Source organism: Clostridium psychrophilum, assembly GCF_018861705.1.
Lineage (GTDB): Bacteria > Bacillota > Clostridia > Clostridiales > Clostridiaceae > Clostridium_AD > Clostridium_AD psychrophilum.
Window position 1 is genome coordinate 1 of the sequence record NZ_JAHLEC010000076.1, and the last position, 15,759, is coordinate 15,759.

The following is a 15,759-nucleotide window of genomic DNA, read 5'->3' on the forward strand; positions in this document are numbered from 1 at the left end:
AAATATGTGTCTTTGAATCCAATAAAAGAAGAAGAACTTCTCATTATAGAAAAGGCATCATCATAAAAAAATTAAATGTATAAATTGCGACAACTATGTTGACAAACTCCGCTTTTGATAAAATTACATCAGCTTTGTACGAAGTACGATACAGTGTATTATTTTTGTCTAGTTTCATTTTTAAAGAAGAAATTATTTTATTGATATAAATTTTATTAGCCATAATTTACTCCTCTCGTTTATTTATAATTTGCAAAACATTAAAAACCTATTATTTCATCACTTGATAAAAACATATAATCTTGCAATAGTTCACTTTTTTAATTAAATTTAATCATATTTTACAATTATACAACAATACAAAGTTAATTATACAATATTTACTGCAAACTAGAATAATATTATTTTCTATTGAAAGGGTCTCAACATACTTAAGTAAACTATAACACAGTAGACCTTACTATAGTAAAGATGTGCTCTCCTAGAGAATTAAAATAGGTACACATTAAATATAAAGATTTACGAATAAATAACGATAATAGGAAAAGAAGGTAATGATAAAATGATTAGTTCTGTAAGCAATACGAATATTGCACAAACCATACCAGCAACTAATTCAAGTAGTAAAACAACTGAGGCAGCTAATGAAAGTACTGGCGAAAAAGTAGCTGTGTTAAATGTTCAAAGCTCAAAAACAGATACAGTAGAAATAAGCAATTAAGCAATGATTGCTTTAAAGGCTTCAACTACTTCAACTGCTACAGCTTTGAAAAATATTGTTTCTTCAAAGAAGACAACTACTCCAGCTCTGTCAGGTCTATCTGAAGCACAAATGAATCAACTAGTGTCTACTAATATTATTACTACAGCTCAGGAACAGACTTAACTAGTATCTAGAAAATCAACCAAAACTTCACAATCTGTAACTTCCACGAATCAAAATAATACACATGAAATTGATACGTATGCTTAATAGCATATAGTAGTTCGAAGTCGGAAATTTATTTCCGACTTCTTTCCATTTCCAAATTATTACGGACCAAAATTCATATAAAGAAATTTATAAAATAGTAAGATGAAAACCAATCTGAAGCTCAGATTGGTTTTCATCTTGAATCATTATATTTGATAACTCTACTTTCTTATTATATTTATTTGCAATATCATTTAAAGAGTTAATAACTTTTGATTTTATGACATGATTAACAACAAGATAACAAAAGAATAACATGTTTATAATCATTCTAAAGTACAATGAAGTTAACTTATATAATATGGATTTATTTTCACAGATTTCCATATTAAAATTATTATTCTAATTAATTGTTACATAAAGCAAGAGGAGGGGACATATGGCACAATTTATGTCTTAACAACATAGTACGGTATAGTTGATCGAGCAAACAATAATATTAGGGGGGACTTATGAAAAGTAAATTTTTAATCTTATCTATTTCATTCGCGATAGCTGCAACACTGACTGCTTCAACTTCTTATATTACTATGGCTTCTGTAGTTTCTTATAATGGAACTTCAATTGATGCAAATTTAAATGCAACTGCAACACCAGAGCATATTACCCTTAGTTGGACAGGTAATCCAACAACAACTCAAACTATCACTTGGCGAACAATATCAACAGATACTAAGAGTAAAGTGCAATACAGAGTTAAAGGTACAACTGCTTGGACTACTAGCACTGATGTTTCACCAAAACTATTAACATCAGGTACAGGTGACGAAAACATAACTACTGGAATAGAAAACATTTTCTCAACAACAATAACAGGTCTTACTCCAGGCACAATTTATGAATATCAAGTAATTGGTGTAGATGTATCATCTAAACAGAATACTAGTAGCTTAAGCTCTTTTAAAACCGAAAAAAGTAATAATACTAAAACTAAAGTAATTGTATTTGGAGATTCACAAAGTGGAATTCCAAATAATCCAGAATACACTCCTTGGAACAATACAATACAAGAAGCCTATAGCCAAAATAAAGATGCAAATTTTGTTGTAAATATGGGTGACTTGGTTGAGATTGGACAAAATTATCAACATTGGAATAACTGGTTTTCGGCAGCTAAGGGTGTAATTGACAAGATACCAGAAATGCCTGTACAAGGAAATCATGAAACATATCAAAACAACAATTCGGACTCCTCATCTCCCCAAAATTTTATAAGTCAATTTTCAGTTCCGCAAAATGGACCTTATGGTCATATTGGACAAACATATTCCTATGATTATGGAAATGTTCATTTTGTTGTATTAGATAGTCAGGAAGATGAAGAAGCACCAGGAAATGATTCTTTTCTTAAACAACAAGCAAGTTGGCTTAATAATGATTTAACTAATAATAAGCAGAAATGGACAATAGTAATGTTCCATAAGACTCCATATTATAATAAAGCAACCAGGAATAACCCTTCTGTAAAGGACATTTTTACACCTGTAATAGAAAAACATCACGTTGATGTAGTATTTAATGGTCATGATCATGGTGTTTCGAGAACCTATCCAATTAATAGTAATAATTATTATAAAAATTATTCTAAAGGAACGGTTTATTATGTAACAGGAAGAAGTGGAAATAAATATTATACAGATCTTAATAAGAAAATATGGGATGCGACTTTTTATGATTGTCAGGATAGTCCAGCTTATGAAGTTGTTTCAGTTGTAAATGGAAAGCTTAATATTGCTGCATATAAATACAACACTATTGATACAATTGCATCTAACAAAAACAATAAAATGTATAATACATCAACTAAAATTGACGATTTCACTATAGACAAAGATAATCCAGCAAAAAGCACAAAATTAAAGTTAACTGCAAGTCCACACACACAGCTTACAATTGCTGGAACTATACAAAAAGAAAATAATGTTTTTGTTTCAAAAAATAAAGCTTATGTAGATCCATCATTAATAGCTAAGTATTACAAAGGTACTTATGATGTTAATTCGTTAACTTTAACAGTTAATGAACTATCATATAAATTTAAACAAACTGATCTTTTGAAGGGTGATAGTTCAAAGGTAAATGTTGATGCATTGTTTAGACAAGGAATAGATGTAAAATACAACACTGCGTTAAACAGTATACTTGTTGATTTTACTGGAAGAATTACGCCAAATATGATAGCAGCATTTAAAGGTTTTACCTTCGGCAATGTGAAACCGAGCAAGCCAGTAGTAGTACACAAAGATCAGTATGGCGTAGTAACTGGAGATGGTGTAAGAATAAGAACTGGCGCAGGAACTCAATATTCCTCTAAAGGAGCTTTTGCACTTGAAACTAAAATCAAGATTTTACAAGCAGAAGGTTCTTTTTATAAAGTAAGTCACAGTGGAATAACTGGTTATGTAAGTAATCAGTATGTAAAAATAACTGCTAAATAACTGTACATCTAATATAAAATAATTCCACATAATAAATGTTATATTGAACACAACAAAAGAACTGGCTCAGCTAGTTCTTTTATAATTAAAGTAAGTAACAGTTTTTTATTACTATTGTTTGATTTTTTAACTCATCAATCCTATTTAGTGTTCTTATTTCTTGTAAATCATTTCGAGTGTCATTCCACATACCATATTATTCAATTATCAAAAAATATAAAAGAAGAGTCAAATAAGAGGTGTATGATATTTAAAGCATTATGCTTTCTAATGAATCTAATCGTAGTTATAAGGGTGCTAATATGGAAAAATAGCAAGTAACAATATGATATGACAAGAACCAATTTACAATTAATACCACATACTATATTGAAATGGAGAACTATGCTGTTTGAATAGGATATTATATAAATCTAGCTTATTCTAATTCAGGAGGCTAATAGCATCCTGAATTTTTATACCTATTAATATAAAAGGGGATTTATTAATGAAGGCATTAATGGAAATATTAATGAAACCAAAGTCTAAATTGATTATTTTAACTGTTAGTGTAGCACTATTACTTATAGTAATAACAACATTTATTACAGTTAAATACAGAGATAATGTTAATAAAAATCAACAAATCAAAACGGAACAAGCTAATAAGATAACTGAAACAAAAAGAGTAGATGATAAAGCTATAGCAGACAAAGTTATAGAGGACAAACGAATAGAAGATAAGAAGATAGCTGATAAGAGTACTAAAGATAAAGTAGAGGCTCAAAGAATTGCAGATGAAAAAACAGCAGACGAGAAAGCAGAACTCACAAGTATAGCCAATGAGAAGCTACGGGTTGCTAAATTAAATACAGGAATAACACTTACAAAAGCCTTAGAGATAGGTGAGAATTTATATCCTACTTATAAATTAGAATCATTAAATAATGGTTCACAAATAATTGACGGCATGGAGTTTTATGTATTTAAACTTTTTGATCTTGATTGGAATGATGTAGGCTCTGATTATTATTTCTGCATAAAAAAAACAACAGGTGAGGCTTATAGATATTATTCCAACAATACTCTAATGATAGATGATGCAACTGTTACGTCTACCCCTGACTCTGCAGTTAGTGAATCTACTGTTAACAATGAAATGACAATGGAGCAAGCTAAAGCGATAGGTAATAATTTAAGAGGCGAAGCAATAGATTCTAACACTCAATTATTGCCAGCATATGACGATACAGTAGTAATTAATGGTGGTGATTTTTATGTGTTTGAAATTTACAATCAGTATGCATCAGATGGAAATGAAGGAGTTAGTTGGCGTTTATGTATAAGTAAAGCATCAGGCAAAGCTTTTAAACAACTTCCTGATAAGACTTTACGAGATTATAAATAAATATTTAAGGAGGCTAATAACTTCCTTTTTTTATACCTATTAATGTAGCAGGAGATTTATAATATTATTAACTTACAAAAACTTATTACCTAAAAACTCATTTACAAATATTAAAGGGAAAGATAAATTTATGTAGAATTAAGTATAAGAAAGCAGTAGAATGTACTATATTAATATGAAATCTGGTACAATATACATTGAATATAATTAAAAGTTGAAAAACAACTTAATAAATAGTAAAACTTGAAAGGAATAAGATAATGAATTTTATAGAAATTATGAAACAAAATAGAGAATATTGTTCAAAGAACACAGATATGCCGTCAGAATTACAACAAAAGGCGAAAGAATTATGTTGGAAATATAATCAGACGGGACCATCTGAAGGAAAAAAAAAGAAGTAGTATTTTAAAAGAATTATTTGGAACTTGTCATCCGTTAACGTTTGTTGAACCGTCATTTCGTTGTGATTATGGTTTTAATATACATACCCATGGACTTACTGTGATTAACTATAATTGTGTGATACTGGATACATCCCCAGTCTATATTGGTGCAAATGCATTTATAGCTCCTGGGGTTTGTTTAGCGTGTTCAGGTCATGCTGTTCTTCCAATGCAAAGAGCAGAAGGAATTGGAACTTCGAAACCAATTACAATAGAAGATGATGTATGAATTGGTGCTAATGTTACTGTATGTGGTGGAGTTACTATCGGAAAAGGTAGCATTATTGGAGCAGGAAGTGTGGTAAATAAAGATATTCCAGCAGGTGTAATTGCAGTAGGTAATCCCTGTAGAGTATTACGAGAGATTACAGAAAAAGACAGAATTAACTTATCAACTGAGTAATACAAAGTCCGCTTTACTTTCATAAATTTGTATGTTATTTTACATATAACTATTATTGTAATTGGAGGATGAAATAATATTGATTATAATTAATAAGAGACAACATTATTTTAAAGAAAATCAAATCCAACAATTCCTAAAATTATTTCAAAAAGATTATCTACCTAAAACAATTATTATATATGAAAAGAGAATAGACTTATTAAAAAATTTAATGCCAGTATTTTTAGATTCTATTCCAATAATATTAGGTAAGACTGAAGGAATCTTCTATCCACTAACTGGTGTAATTTGTATATTTGTTTTTTCGGAGAATGATGACGGAGATAACAAGCAAAGTCATCAATTATATTCATTACATACTTTATGCCATGAATTGAGACATAGATATCAGAGTGTCCATAAAATAAACAATCATGAAGAATTAGATGCAGATAAATTTGCAACTAAATTTATGGACAGCAATTCTAGCAAGATTAGAAAGATAATGAAATGGAAAGATGAGTGGGAGATTGAAGAATATTGATTTATTATTTTAATTAGAAACATAATTTGTTTTGCTAATTTAATTATTGTAATTTCTTATGAACGATCTGGTTTGATGGGTGAATTAATTAAAGAGCAGAATAAAACCTATATATAAAGAAATAAGGGTACCTTATAAAGGGTACCCTTAGTTTATTAATTATTTACCGCTGGCGCCATAGTTTGACAATGCTCTGGCACTAGGATCATTTACGTTACAGCCTTCCCATTCTTTGTTAGGCATCCAAAAGTCTACTACCATTTCTGATTGTAATGGATAATATTTTTCAAACAGTTCTCTGTATAACAATGATTCTTTTGTGAATGGTTTAGAATTATATTTATACTTTTTACATAGTTTTTCAAATTCTTCATCAGAATAGCAGTCTTGTGCATATTCTTTTAAATAGTCTACCATAGAATGTCCTACAGCATCGCTAAAGGCTGCTTTTTCTCGATATAAAATATTTTCAGGAAGATAATCTCCTTCAAACGAATGTCTCAAAAGGTATTTACCCATATTATATTTGTTTAATTTCTTTTCTGGGTCGATGGACATAACATATTTTACAAAATCCAAATCACCAAATGGTACCCTTGCTTCTATAGAATTTGAGCTGATACAACGGTCTGCACGAAGTACATCGTACATATAAAGTTCCCTTACTCTCTTTTGTGATTCCTTTTGAAATTCTTCTGCATTTGGAGCAAAATCAGTGTATTTATATCCAAATAACTCATCAGAAATTTCACCGGTTAAAAGCACTCTAACATCAGAAATCTCGTGTATTTTCTTGCAAATCAAATACATTCCCATACTTGCTCTTATTGTGGTAATATCGTAGGTCCCAAGAAGTTTAATAACCTCCTCAAGTGATCCAAGTACTTCTTCTTTTGTCATATATAGAGTGGTGTGATCACTATGAATGTAATCCGCAACTTCCTGAGCATATTTAAGATCAATTGCATCACCTGTCATACCTATGGCAAAGGTTTTAATTGGTTTTCCAGGATACATTTTTTGAGCAATTGAACATACAAGGGAGCTGTCGAGACCTCCACTTAACAAGAATCCTACAGGAGCATCAGCATCCATACGTTTTTCTATAGCAGTTACAAATTTATCATGAATTTTAGTGCAGATAACTTCTAAGTCATCTGTGCAATAATCACCCTCTGTTGCTGCGATATCGCAGTAGCATGTAAATTTACCATCAGCATAATAATGTCCTGGTGGAAATGACTTAATGTTGTACGTAAGGCCAACTAAATTTTTCGCTTCACTTGCAAATATGATTTTACCTGATTCGGAATAACCATAGAAGAGAGGACGGATTCCAATTGGATCTCTCGCCGCTATGAAAGTATTCTTTTTTCCATCATAGATGATAGTTGCAAATTCTGCATCTAATTTTGAAAACATATCTAGTCCATATTCATAGTACATTGGAAGAAGTATTTCGCAATCACTACCAGAAATAAACTTATGTCCTTTTTCAATTAGGTCTTTCTTAATTTCGCGGAAACCGTAAATTTCACCGTTACAGATGGATGCATCTGTATTTCTTGTGAATGGTTGCATTCCGCTGAAACTTAAATCCATAATAGAAAGTCTTTGAAACCCCAAAATACCAGATGGTAAAGTAAGAATCTCTGTCATATCTGGTCCTCTCGATTCGGTTCTTTGTAGAGCCTCAGCAAATTTATCATGTTTCATGTCGGTTCCTGTATAACACATAATTGTACACATATTAATATTCCTCCTTATAGTCGGAAACAGGGGGTAATTAAACCCGCTTGCTTCCTCTCACAAATTACCCGTTAAAGTCCATTTAGGACTTTAACTTCCTTAATTTTAGATACAAAAAAAAGCCCTCCTCCTATAAAAATAGGACGAAAGACTTATACTTTCGCGGTGCCACCTAAATTAGCTTATAAAGCTCACTTTAATCAGTACGGAATTAATATAAATTCGATACTGTCCAATCTGTAACGGTTTGGCTCCGTCCAATACTACTCTTAATAAATTTCGCTTGGAAGCTCAGGGATGTTCTTCATTATTTTATTCGTATCAGACTCTCACCACCACTGATTCGTTTTGACTACATCATAATAACTACTCTTCCCATCAATGATTTTCTATTGATTATATGATATTTAATTTTGAATTTATTTCATTTTACTTTGTATTTTACATTTCGTCAATACTTTTATGAAATATTTCATTAAATAAAATTCATTATTTGATATAAAGGCTAAACATAGGCAACTTTTAGAATTAAACACTTCTAGAGTACTACAAAGAATGTACAACTCCGATTTCTCAATCAATTTATTGGTACTAAGGTAATTTGTTAATGACTCTGCTTTAATTAAATCATTAGCTTTAACAAGGAAAACGGTCAAGTGTCATAATAGTTACATAACGGGGGTAATATCTAGCATATGTTTCATTTTTATCTATATATCGCCTATAGCCGAATATTTATAGAACTATAACATTTACTCTTATTTTATGGAGTTATGGAAACAAACAATCCTATGATACGATATAAGTTGTCAGTTATAATTGACAAACATTAGCTGACTTTCTATAAATTTATTGAGGAGAGGAAATATGTTAAATTCAATATCTAAATTTAGTGACTATGTAGTTTTAAGACAAGGACAAATAATAAATTTAACAATTGAGCATATTCTATTAACCGTACTTGCTGTAGTTATAGCTATAATTGTTGGAGTTCTTTTAGGAATATTAATAACTAGGGTTAAAAAATTAACTGGGCCAGTTATAGGGTTTGCAAATCTAATGCAAGCAATCCCAAGTATAGCTTTGTTAGGACTTTTTATACCAATACTTGGAATAGGTAGTTTACCAGCAATATTGATGGTATTTTTATATTCATTGCTTCCTATTATAAAAAATACATATACTGGACTTATGAATATAAGCCCAGAAGTGATTGAATCATCTAAAGGCATGGGTATGACTAATAAACAAATACTTAAATTAGTTCAAATACCACTTGCCCTTCCAATAATAATGACAGGTATAAGAATATCAGCAGTTACTGCTGTTGGACTTATGACAATTGCAGCCATTATAGGTGCAGGTGGGCTTGGCTATATGATATTTTCAGGAGTGCAAACCGTAGATAATAATATGATTTTAGCTGGAGCAATTCCTGCATGTATATTAGCACTGTTAGTGGATTTTGTTATTGGAAAAATCGAGCAGGGTGTAATTCCTCCAGGAATCAGAAAAGCAGATGGCACAATTAAACTTCCTAAGGGAAGAATATTTAAATTTAATAAAATGCAAAACTTGTAGCTTGTAGTTTAGTAGTAGCTATTATAATAAGTAGCGGTGTATTTGCTATAAATAAGAAGAATAATAAAATTGTGGTAGGTTCTTCTAATAGTAATGAACAGACCATACTAGGTAATATGTTATCAATATTAATAGAAAAGAATACAGATCTTAAAGTAGAAAGAAAATTTAATTTAGGAGGATCAGCCATAGCTTTTAGTGCGTTAGAAGCTGGCAAACTAGATGTGTGTCCTCAATATACTGGTACGGCTTTAGTTGATATTATGAAAAAAGATCCTATTAGTGATCCAGATAAAACTTATAAGGTTGTAAGTGATTATTTTAATAAAAACTACGGCATAACTTGGTTTAAGCCTCTTGGATTTAATGATACTTATGCATTAGCTGTAAGACAGGATACTGCTAAAAAATACAATTTAGAAACCACTTCAGACCTATCAAAGGTAGGTAATAAGCTTGTATTAGGTAGTACATTAGAATTTAGTAATAGAGAAGATGGTTATTTAGGATTAAATAAAATATACGACCTTAATTTTAAAAGTGTTAAATCCATTGATGGTGGATTAAGATATACAGCTTTAAATAGTAATAAAACAGATGTTGTAGATGCTTTTAGTACAGAGGGACTGTTAAAGGCATTTAATCTTAAGGTTTTAAAAGATGATAAACATTTCTTTCCACCTTATGATGCTGTAGCAACAATTAATAACAAAGCTCTTAAAAAACATCCAGAGCTTAAAGTTTTAATCAATAAATTAGCGGGAAAGATTACAGATGAGAAGATGATAGACTTAAATTACAAGGTGGATAAGCTTGGTGAAGAACCAGCAATAGTTGCAGAAGACTTTTTGAAGGAAAATAAATTGATTAAGTAAGCCACGTGTACGTTTTCTTTGGCATACTAAACCTATCTAAAAGATTTTCACACTTCTATGTTTACTTTATGGAGAGTAAACATATAGGAGTGTGAAATCCTCTAAGCCTCTTTTTACCGATTCTACACTTAGCATAATAAAACCTCCATAATCCTTCATATAGTATTATTATACCAAAATTTTGAAAAAAGTATTCATTTCCAACATCTTTCTTAAACAGAGTCTATTTTTAAACTTATTTAGGGAAAAAATTTTCAGTTTATATTTTTAATGATTATTCTTTTTATAAAATATCAAAAGCAGCATTGCAAGTAAAGATGAAATTGCGGTAGTTAAATATACATTTTTGAAGCCAATTTTTTGTTGTTTGAGCGCTCCAATTTTTGACTGTAATTCCTTAGGAGTTTTTATGCCTTTAAGCAAAAGTATTGCTGACTGTGGAATTTGTTTCTTTGCTTGTGGCGGAAACATTTCGACTATGTCTGCTTGCCCAAATGCATGAATTGGCATTTTTATGAGCTGAGCATATAATGATTCTAACTGAGTTATCCCCTGATCTATACCGCTTATGCCCTTGTCTACATTCTTGCCATTACTATTCATAGCATCAATTCCCTTTTGTACTCCACCTTGTATGTTTGTAACATTCAGACATGATTATTCTCTTGAAAAAAATATAAATGGGAAGTGGGGTACTTTGGGATTTAATATATACACTTATAATTCTTAAGGTGAATCTAATACTTTTTTAATCCGTTTTTAATAAATATGCTATATACTATATGAAGTGATTAATATATTACATTATTATTAGTTAGGAGGTACTAAGGACAATGATAGCTTTAATACAGAAATTTGATAGTTCAATATTATTATATATAAAAGATAACATGCATGGACTTATTATGGATAAAATAATGGTTATATCAACATACTTAGGTAATGGAGGCATAGTATGGATTATAATAATAGCGATACTTTTGATTAGCAAAAAATATAGAAGAATAGGTCTTATGGCTTTAGCAGCTTTAATACTAAGTACAATTTTAGGAGACATAGTATTAAAAAATGTTGTTAAGCGTATACGCCCATCATCAACTATACCAGCAATTAACCTTTTAATTTCAAATCCTTTATCTTATTCATTTCCGTCAGGGCACACGACTTCATCATTTGCAGTTGCAGGAGTACTAACAAGATACTTCAAAAGTTATGCACTTGAATTTTTCAGCTTAGCTTCTTTGATAGCTTTTTCAAGATTATATTTGTATGTGCATTATCCTACAGATGTTTTAGGGGGTATAGTTTTGGGACTTATATGTAGTGGAATAATAATTTTTTTATTTGATAAAGTAAGTTGTATAAATTGCAAAGCCGAGCATAATACATTGGAGAAAAAATAGAAAGAGCTACGACTATTTCATAAGTAAAGTAATTAATGACATAATACCAGGTATCGTGATTATAGATAAAATCGTAGTTAAAAAAGCACATTTTGAAGCAGTTACTTTATCTCCATTATATTTTTCTGCCAAAACTGCTATTAAACTTGCAGTTGGCATTGCTACTAAAATTACACATATGTAAAGAAGAGTTTTACTAGCACCTAAAAGGTTAAGTACAAAATAAGTTAAGAGCGGAGCAATTATAAGTTTAATAAAATTCACTAGATAGATATCTAGGCCCTTAAATACATCCTTTAATTTAACATCTGCAAGCATACTTCCTACTATAAACATTGAAAGGGGAGTCGTCATATTTCCTATACTGCCTAAAGTCTTAAGTAATGGTGATGGAAGTTGTATAGAAAAAAGAAAGATTATAATTCCTAAAAGAATAGATATAAGAGGTATATTTATAAGATTCTTTTTTATACTCTTTAAGTCACTTTTGCCAGTAAAAAGAATAACACCATAAGACCACATAAAAATATTAAAGGGAATTGTATAAATGGATGTATAAAATACGCCTATATTACCAAAGATACCTTGAATTACAGGGTAGCCTACAAACCCACAATTTGAAAATACGGTTGCAAATATAAATACATTCTTTTTAGAGCTTTCAAATTTAGAATATAACAATGTACTTAGAATTATTAAAATAATGTGTATCACAATAGAATAGAAAAGTATCATGCTAGCACTTTTTAGCATATCCATTGAAAATTTGAAATTAAAAGAATATATAATCATACAAGGCATTGTTAAATTAATTAAAATGTTTGAGAAGCCTTTATTAACTTCATCTGTAATTGTTTTTGTTTTTCTTAAGATAACTCCTACTATCATCATAAGTGTTAATATAATTACTTGATTCATAACATTGACATTCAAGATATTACCTCCTAAATAGTAATCTAATCTTTATTTTAATATGTTTAATGTAAACATATTAAGTTCATGTGTTTAGCATTCTTAGAATCATATTTTTTTATTTTAAATGCAAGTTCTACTGATGGTCATATTGTCACACTGGTTATAATTATTCCGATTTCAACTGGACCATCTAAAAAAAGCCTAAAAGTAATGAAGGCTTTTTAAGTAATAATTTCGAACATATATTATTCATCCATTTTTCCTACAAGCTTTTTCATATTATTTAGAGTTTTGTTTAAGAGTATGAGATCATCTGTGCTAAATTTTTGTATACTCTTACAAAAGGCTGCTTTCATAGTTTCTGTACGTTTTTGTAAAAAATTGCATCCAATATCCGTTAGTTCTATATAAATCACTCGTCTGTCTTTTTCATCTGATTTTCTTTTAACCATATTAAATTCCACAAGTTTTTCAACTAATACAGTTACATTTGGTTTTGATACATATAGAATTTTCGCTAAGTTTGACATTTTGCATAGTCCTTCAATTTTAAGAAAACGCATTAAAGATACATGTGCCCTTGTTATTTCTTTATTACTACTTACAACAGAACTTATCCTTAAAAGTTTTTTTGTGAATATTGGAAAATTTAATAATAATCCAGTAAATACTTCATCAATATCTTTATTTTTCATACTTATTCTCCTTTGACCAACCTTTGTAATTAATTAAAATAAAATTAAAGTTACAATATATAATAGTTACTTTAATTAACTATTATATATTGTAACTTTATAAGAAACATTTGTCAAAAAGTTCTTATAAAGTAATTTCATAAAAGCTAGTTATATAAGCAGAGTTCATATTTTATATTTAACATATTTTCTATATAATGATATTAAGTGAACAGTCTGATATAATAGGTATACACATTAGTGATTTAATGGACAAATTCAGGAGACAAATATTAAAAGACAACTTTATTTATGATATGTTATAATCCTAAGATGACTATATAGTTTCCAGATTTTAATATGATTTTGTTTGAATGAAAGGGATAACAGAGTTGAACTTAGCTAGGAATTACATTGAATTTTAAAATAATGATTGATGGGAGAAGATATGAAGATATTTCAAAAGCTTAAGAATTTAAAGAAGATTAAAAAGCAAGTTACAGTAGAAAAAACAGATCCTGTTAATGTTGTAAATAATGATTCTGAGAACACTAAACCTTTTAAACTAGATCGACAAATACTATTAGAGTATATGGATAAAAAGAATGAAAAATAATGAATTAAATCATCCCCTGGGTCGCTGCAACAGCTTTGAAAGCAGATTTAGACTGCCACCAAAGCAATTTTCTAGCCTAGACAACTGCCACTTATAGAAGATGGCAGACTTGAAGCTTCCAAAATGTTGTTAAAATTATCTGAACAAAAAAGGAGCTAATCTTTTAAGCTCCTTAAGATTAAATATTTGTTTTAAGTATTTCCTTAAGAAAAAATAATAATTCTTCTTCTTTAACTGAAAACTCTTCTTCTGTTATAATTTCTTCATTTGCGAGTACTCTATATTTCATAATCTCATCTTCTAATAGTTCTTGTTTATTCTCTAATTTCAATACCCTCACCCCAGTTATATTGTCCTATATTATTAGTTTTTACAAACATCTATTAGTTAGGCAATAATAGTATCTGATTATTTATTAAACAAATAAACAAAAGCATTTTCTGAAATATTTGCTATAGTATATATCCAAGAACATATATCAATGTATTAATATATTCTATATATGTATTATAAAACCTTTTATTTTTATTAATAAAATATTAAGTTATTATAAGTTTTTAATATATAAACTAAAAGTTCATATATTATTTAATTATGTAATGAAAGCTAGTTATATAGTCAAAACCCCTATAATGTGAGTAATTTAAAGATAATAACTTAAAAAAATTAGTTTTTTTCTATTTTTAGGATAAAATTCAAAATGAAAGCAGAATAATGTATGATATAGAATATTATGTATATGAATTTTTAATTCCATATGTTCAAGAACAAAATATTCATTATGTTCTTGGTTTTACTAACACGAACAAAAAAGGATAAGTAGTTAGACAAAAGTTTCACTTATAGAAATAATTTTCATGGGTTTAGGAATACTAATAAAAAGTCGGTTATAAAGGAGTTTATAATGAAAAAGACGATAATTATAGTATTGGTAGTACTAAACCTTTTGCCATTAGTTGCATGTATATTAAATTTCTAATTTTTCAATTAAAGGCAAAAATAGATGTAAAAGCATTCTTTATAAGATAAATTATCTTGAATGGTTTCTCTGCATTGAAAACTGAAATGCCACTGGTAGGCTACCAGTGGCATTTGTTATTTAACTAATATATATACAAAATAACATAAAGATGAAATAACTTCATTATTGATAGTAAATTAAAATTCATTAGCGATACAATAGATATTCAATTAAAAATAAAAAACGTAAATCCAAAAAAAATTTACAGTTTTTATTTTTATAAATAATTATTTTTTAAGACCAAATTTAAAATGGATGAAAAATGTTATAACAATGGTAAAATAGCGTGCACCCATAGAAAGCTAAGCGGCATTACCAAAACCATTGCGGGTATCATATCCGCAATTGGGAATTTTTTATTTTGACCATTCTAAATCCTGTTGCAAGCATCAAGAATCCTCCACATGCTTTAAAGTCAGAAATCATACTTGGTGTTGTTAGTGGAAAAATAAATTTTGATCCGAAAAACAACAAGAAGAAAATAATAAACTGAGGAACCGAATTTAGATAAATTACTTAATAAAATAAGAATAGGCCACATTTTGGAATTTATATTCCAAATGTAGCCTATTTTTACATGTATAACTAGCTGTACCCGAAATATGTTTTTATAAACATATTTCTTTGTTTAAGGTTAAATTTTTTATTTAGACCTGTTGTAAAATGAAGTTGAACCAATAAGAAATCCATAGTGGATTAATTCTGTGTTATGCTTTAATCGCCTAAACTAAAACACACAGGAGGATAATCAC

The 15,759-nt window shown here is 29.2% G+C and carries 14 protein-coding genes, 2 pseudogenes and 1 other annotated feature; of the genes and pseudogenes, 9 read left to right on the top strand and 7 right to left on the bottom strand.

Translation table 11 applies throughout. The features are described 5' to 3' along the window. Positions 1 to 562: 562 nt before the first annotated feature. The gene (locus KPL38_RS13720) at positions 563 to 721 is read left to right on the top strand and encodes a hypothetical protein (protein ID WP_216289719.1); all 159 of its coding nucleotides are present in this window, start codon (positions 563 to 565) and stop codon (positions 719 to 721) included. A 3-nt stretch (positions 722 to 724) separates the two neighbouring features. Then, entirely contained in the window at positions 725 to 886 is a 162-nt protein-coding gene (locus KPL38_RS13725; protein WP_216289720.1) for a hypothetical protein, read from the top strand. A 174-nt stretch (positions 887 to 1,060) separates the two neighbouring features. On the opposite strand, the gene KPL38_RS13730 is transcribed toward KPL38_RS13725, so the two are convergent. Further along, positions 1,061 to 1,300, bottom strand: a complete 240-nt coding sequence (locus tag KPL38_RS13730; RefSeq protein ID WP_216289721.1) for a hypothetical protein — start codon at positions 1,298 to 1,300, stop codon at positions 1,061 to 1,063. Positions 1,301 to 1,425: 125 nt separating this feature from the next. Here KPL38_RS13730 and KPL38_RS13735 point away from each other — a divergent pair, with 125 nt between their 5' ends. From KPL38_RS13735 to KPL38_RS13750, 4 genes and pseudogenes are all read left to right on the top strand, one after another. Continuing rightward, complete coding sequence (locus KPL38_RS13735) at positions 1,426 to 3,411, top strand: metallophosphoesterase (protein WP_216289722.1); 1,986 nt, start codon at positions 1,426 to 1,428, stop codon at positions 3,409 to 3,411. Between the two features lie 487 nt (positions 3,412 to 3,898). After that, complete coding sequence (locus KPL38_RS13740) at positions 3,899 to 4,798, top strand: hypothetical protein (protein WP_216289723.1); 900 nt, start codon at positions 3,899 to 3,901, stop codon at positions 4,796 to 4,798. Between the two features lie 260 nt (positions 4,799 to 5,058). After that, positions 5,059 to 5,647, top strand: a pseudogene (locus tag KPL38_RS13745) (sugar O-acetyltransferase). Positions 5,648 to 5,726: 79 nt separating this feature from the next. Continuing rightward, a complete protein-coding gene (locus KPL38_RS13750; RefSeq protein ID WP_216289724.1) occupies positions 5,727 to 6,173 on the top strand; it encodes a hypothetical protein in 447 nt (148 codons plus the stop codon). 159 nt (positions 6,174 to 6,332) lie between these two features. Here the strand turns inward: KPL38_RS13750 and asnB are convergent, their stop codons facing one another. Then, positions 6,333 to 7,922 (bottom strand): asparagine synthase B, encoded by a 1,590-nt coding sequence (asnB, locus tag KPL38_RS13755; protein ID WP_216289725.1) that lies wholly within the window; start codon positions 7,920 to 7,922, stop codon positions 6,333 to 6,335. A 136-nt stretch (positions 7,923 to 8,058) separates the two neighbouring features. After that, positions 8,059 to 8,313, bottom strand: a binding site (T-box leader). 488 nt (positions 8,314 to 8,801) lie between these two features. Here asnB and KPL38_RS13760 point away from each other — a divergent pair. Then, positions 8,802 to 10,378, top strand: a pseudogene (locus tag KPL38_RS13760) (ABC transporter permease/substrate-binding protein). Between the two features lie 267 nt (positions 10,379 to 10,645). Here KPL38_RS13760 and KPL38_RS13765 read toward each other — a convergent pair. Continuing rightward, on the bottom strand, positions 10,646 to 10,981 hold the full coding sequence (locus tag KPL38_RS13765; protein WP_216289726.1) for a hypothetical protein: 336 nt from the start codon (positions 10,979 to 10,981) through the stop codon (positions 10,646 to 10,648). A gap of 230 nt (positions 10,982 to 11,211) precedes the next feature. On the opposite strand from KPL38_RS13765, the gene KPL38_RS13770 reads away from it, so the two are divergent. Further along, positions 11,212 to 11,781, top strand: a complete 570-nt coding sequence (locus KPL38_RS13770; protein ID WP_216289727.1) for a phosphatase PAP2 family protein — start codon at positions 11,212 to 11,214, stop codon at positions 11,779 to 11,781. 12 nt (positions 11,782 to 11,793) lie between these two features. On the opposite strand, the gene KPL38_RS13775 is transcribed toward KPL38_RS13770, so the two are convergent. Both KPL38_RS13775 and KPL38_RS13780 read right to left on the bottom strand, forming a co-directional pair. Beyond that, positions 11,794 to 12,714 (bottom strand): AEC family transporter, encoded by a 921-nt coding sequence (locus KPL38_RS13775; protein WP_216289728.1) that lies wholly within the window; start codon positions 12,712 to 12,714, stop codon positions 11,794 to 11,796. Positions 12,715 to 12,941: 227 nt separating this feature from the next. Beyond that, positions 12,942 to 13,391 (bottom strand): MarR family winged helix-turn-helix transcriptional regulator, encoded by a 450-nt coding sequence (locus KPL38_RS13780; RefSeq protein WP_216289729.1) that lies wholly within the window; start codon positions 13,389 to 13,391, stop codon positions 12,942 to 12,944. 427 nt (positions 13,392 to 13,818) lie between these two features. On the opposite strand from KPL38_RS13780, the gene KPL38_RS13785 reads away from it, so the two are divergent. Beyond that, entirely contained in the window at positions 13,819 to 13,986 is a 168-nt protein-coding gene (locus tag KPL38_RS13785) for a hypothetical protein (protein WP_216289730.1), read from the top strand. Positions 13,987 to 14,164: 178 nt separating this feature from the next. On the opposite strand, the gene KPL38_RS13790 is transcribed toward KPL38_RS13785, so the two are convergent. Together KPL38_RS13790 and KPL38_RS20360 are read right to left on the bottom strand one after the other, a co-directional pair. Beyond that, positions 14,165 to 14,317: a hypothetical protein gene (locus KPL38_RS13790; protein WP_216289731.1), complete on the bottom strand. Its 153-nt coding sequence runs from the start codon at positions 14,315 to 14,317 to the stop codon at positions 14,165 to 14,167. A 1,023-nt stretch (positions 14,318 to 15,340) separates the two neighbouring features. Continuing rightward, positions 15,341 to 15,481 (bottom strand): DUF554 family protein, encoded by a 141-nt coding sequence (locus KPL38_RS20360; RefSeq protein ID WP_376769036.1) that lies wholly within the window; start codon positions 15,479 to 15,481, stop codon positions 15,341 to 15,343. Positions 15,482 to 15,759 lie beyond the last annotated feature (278 nt).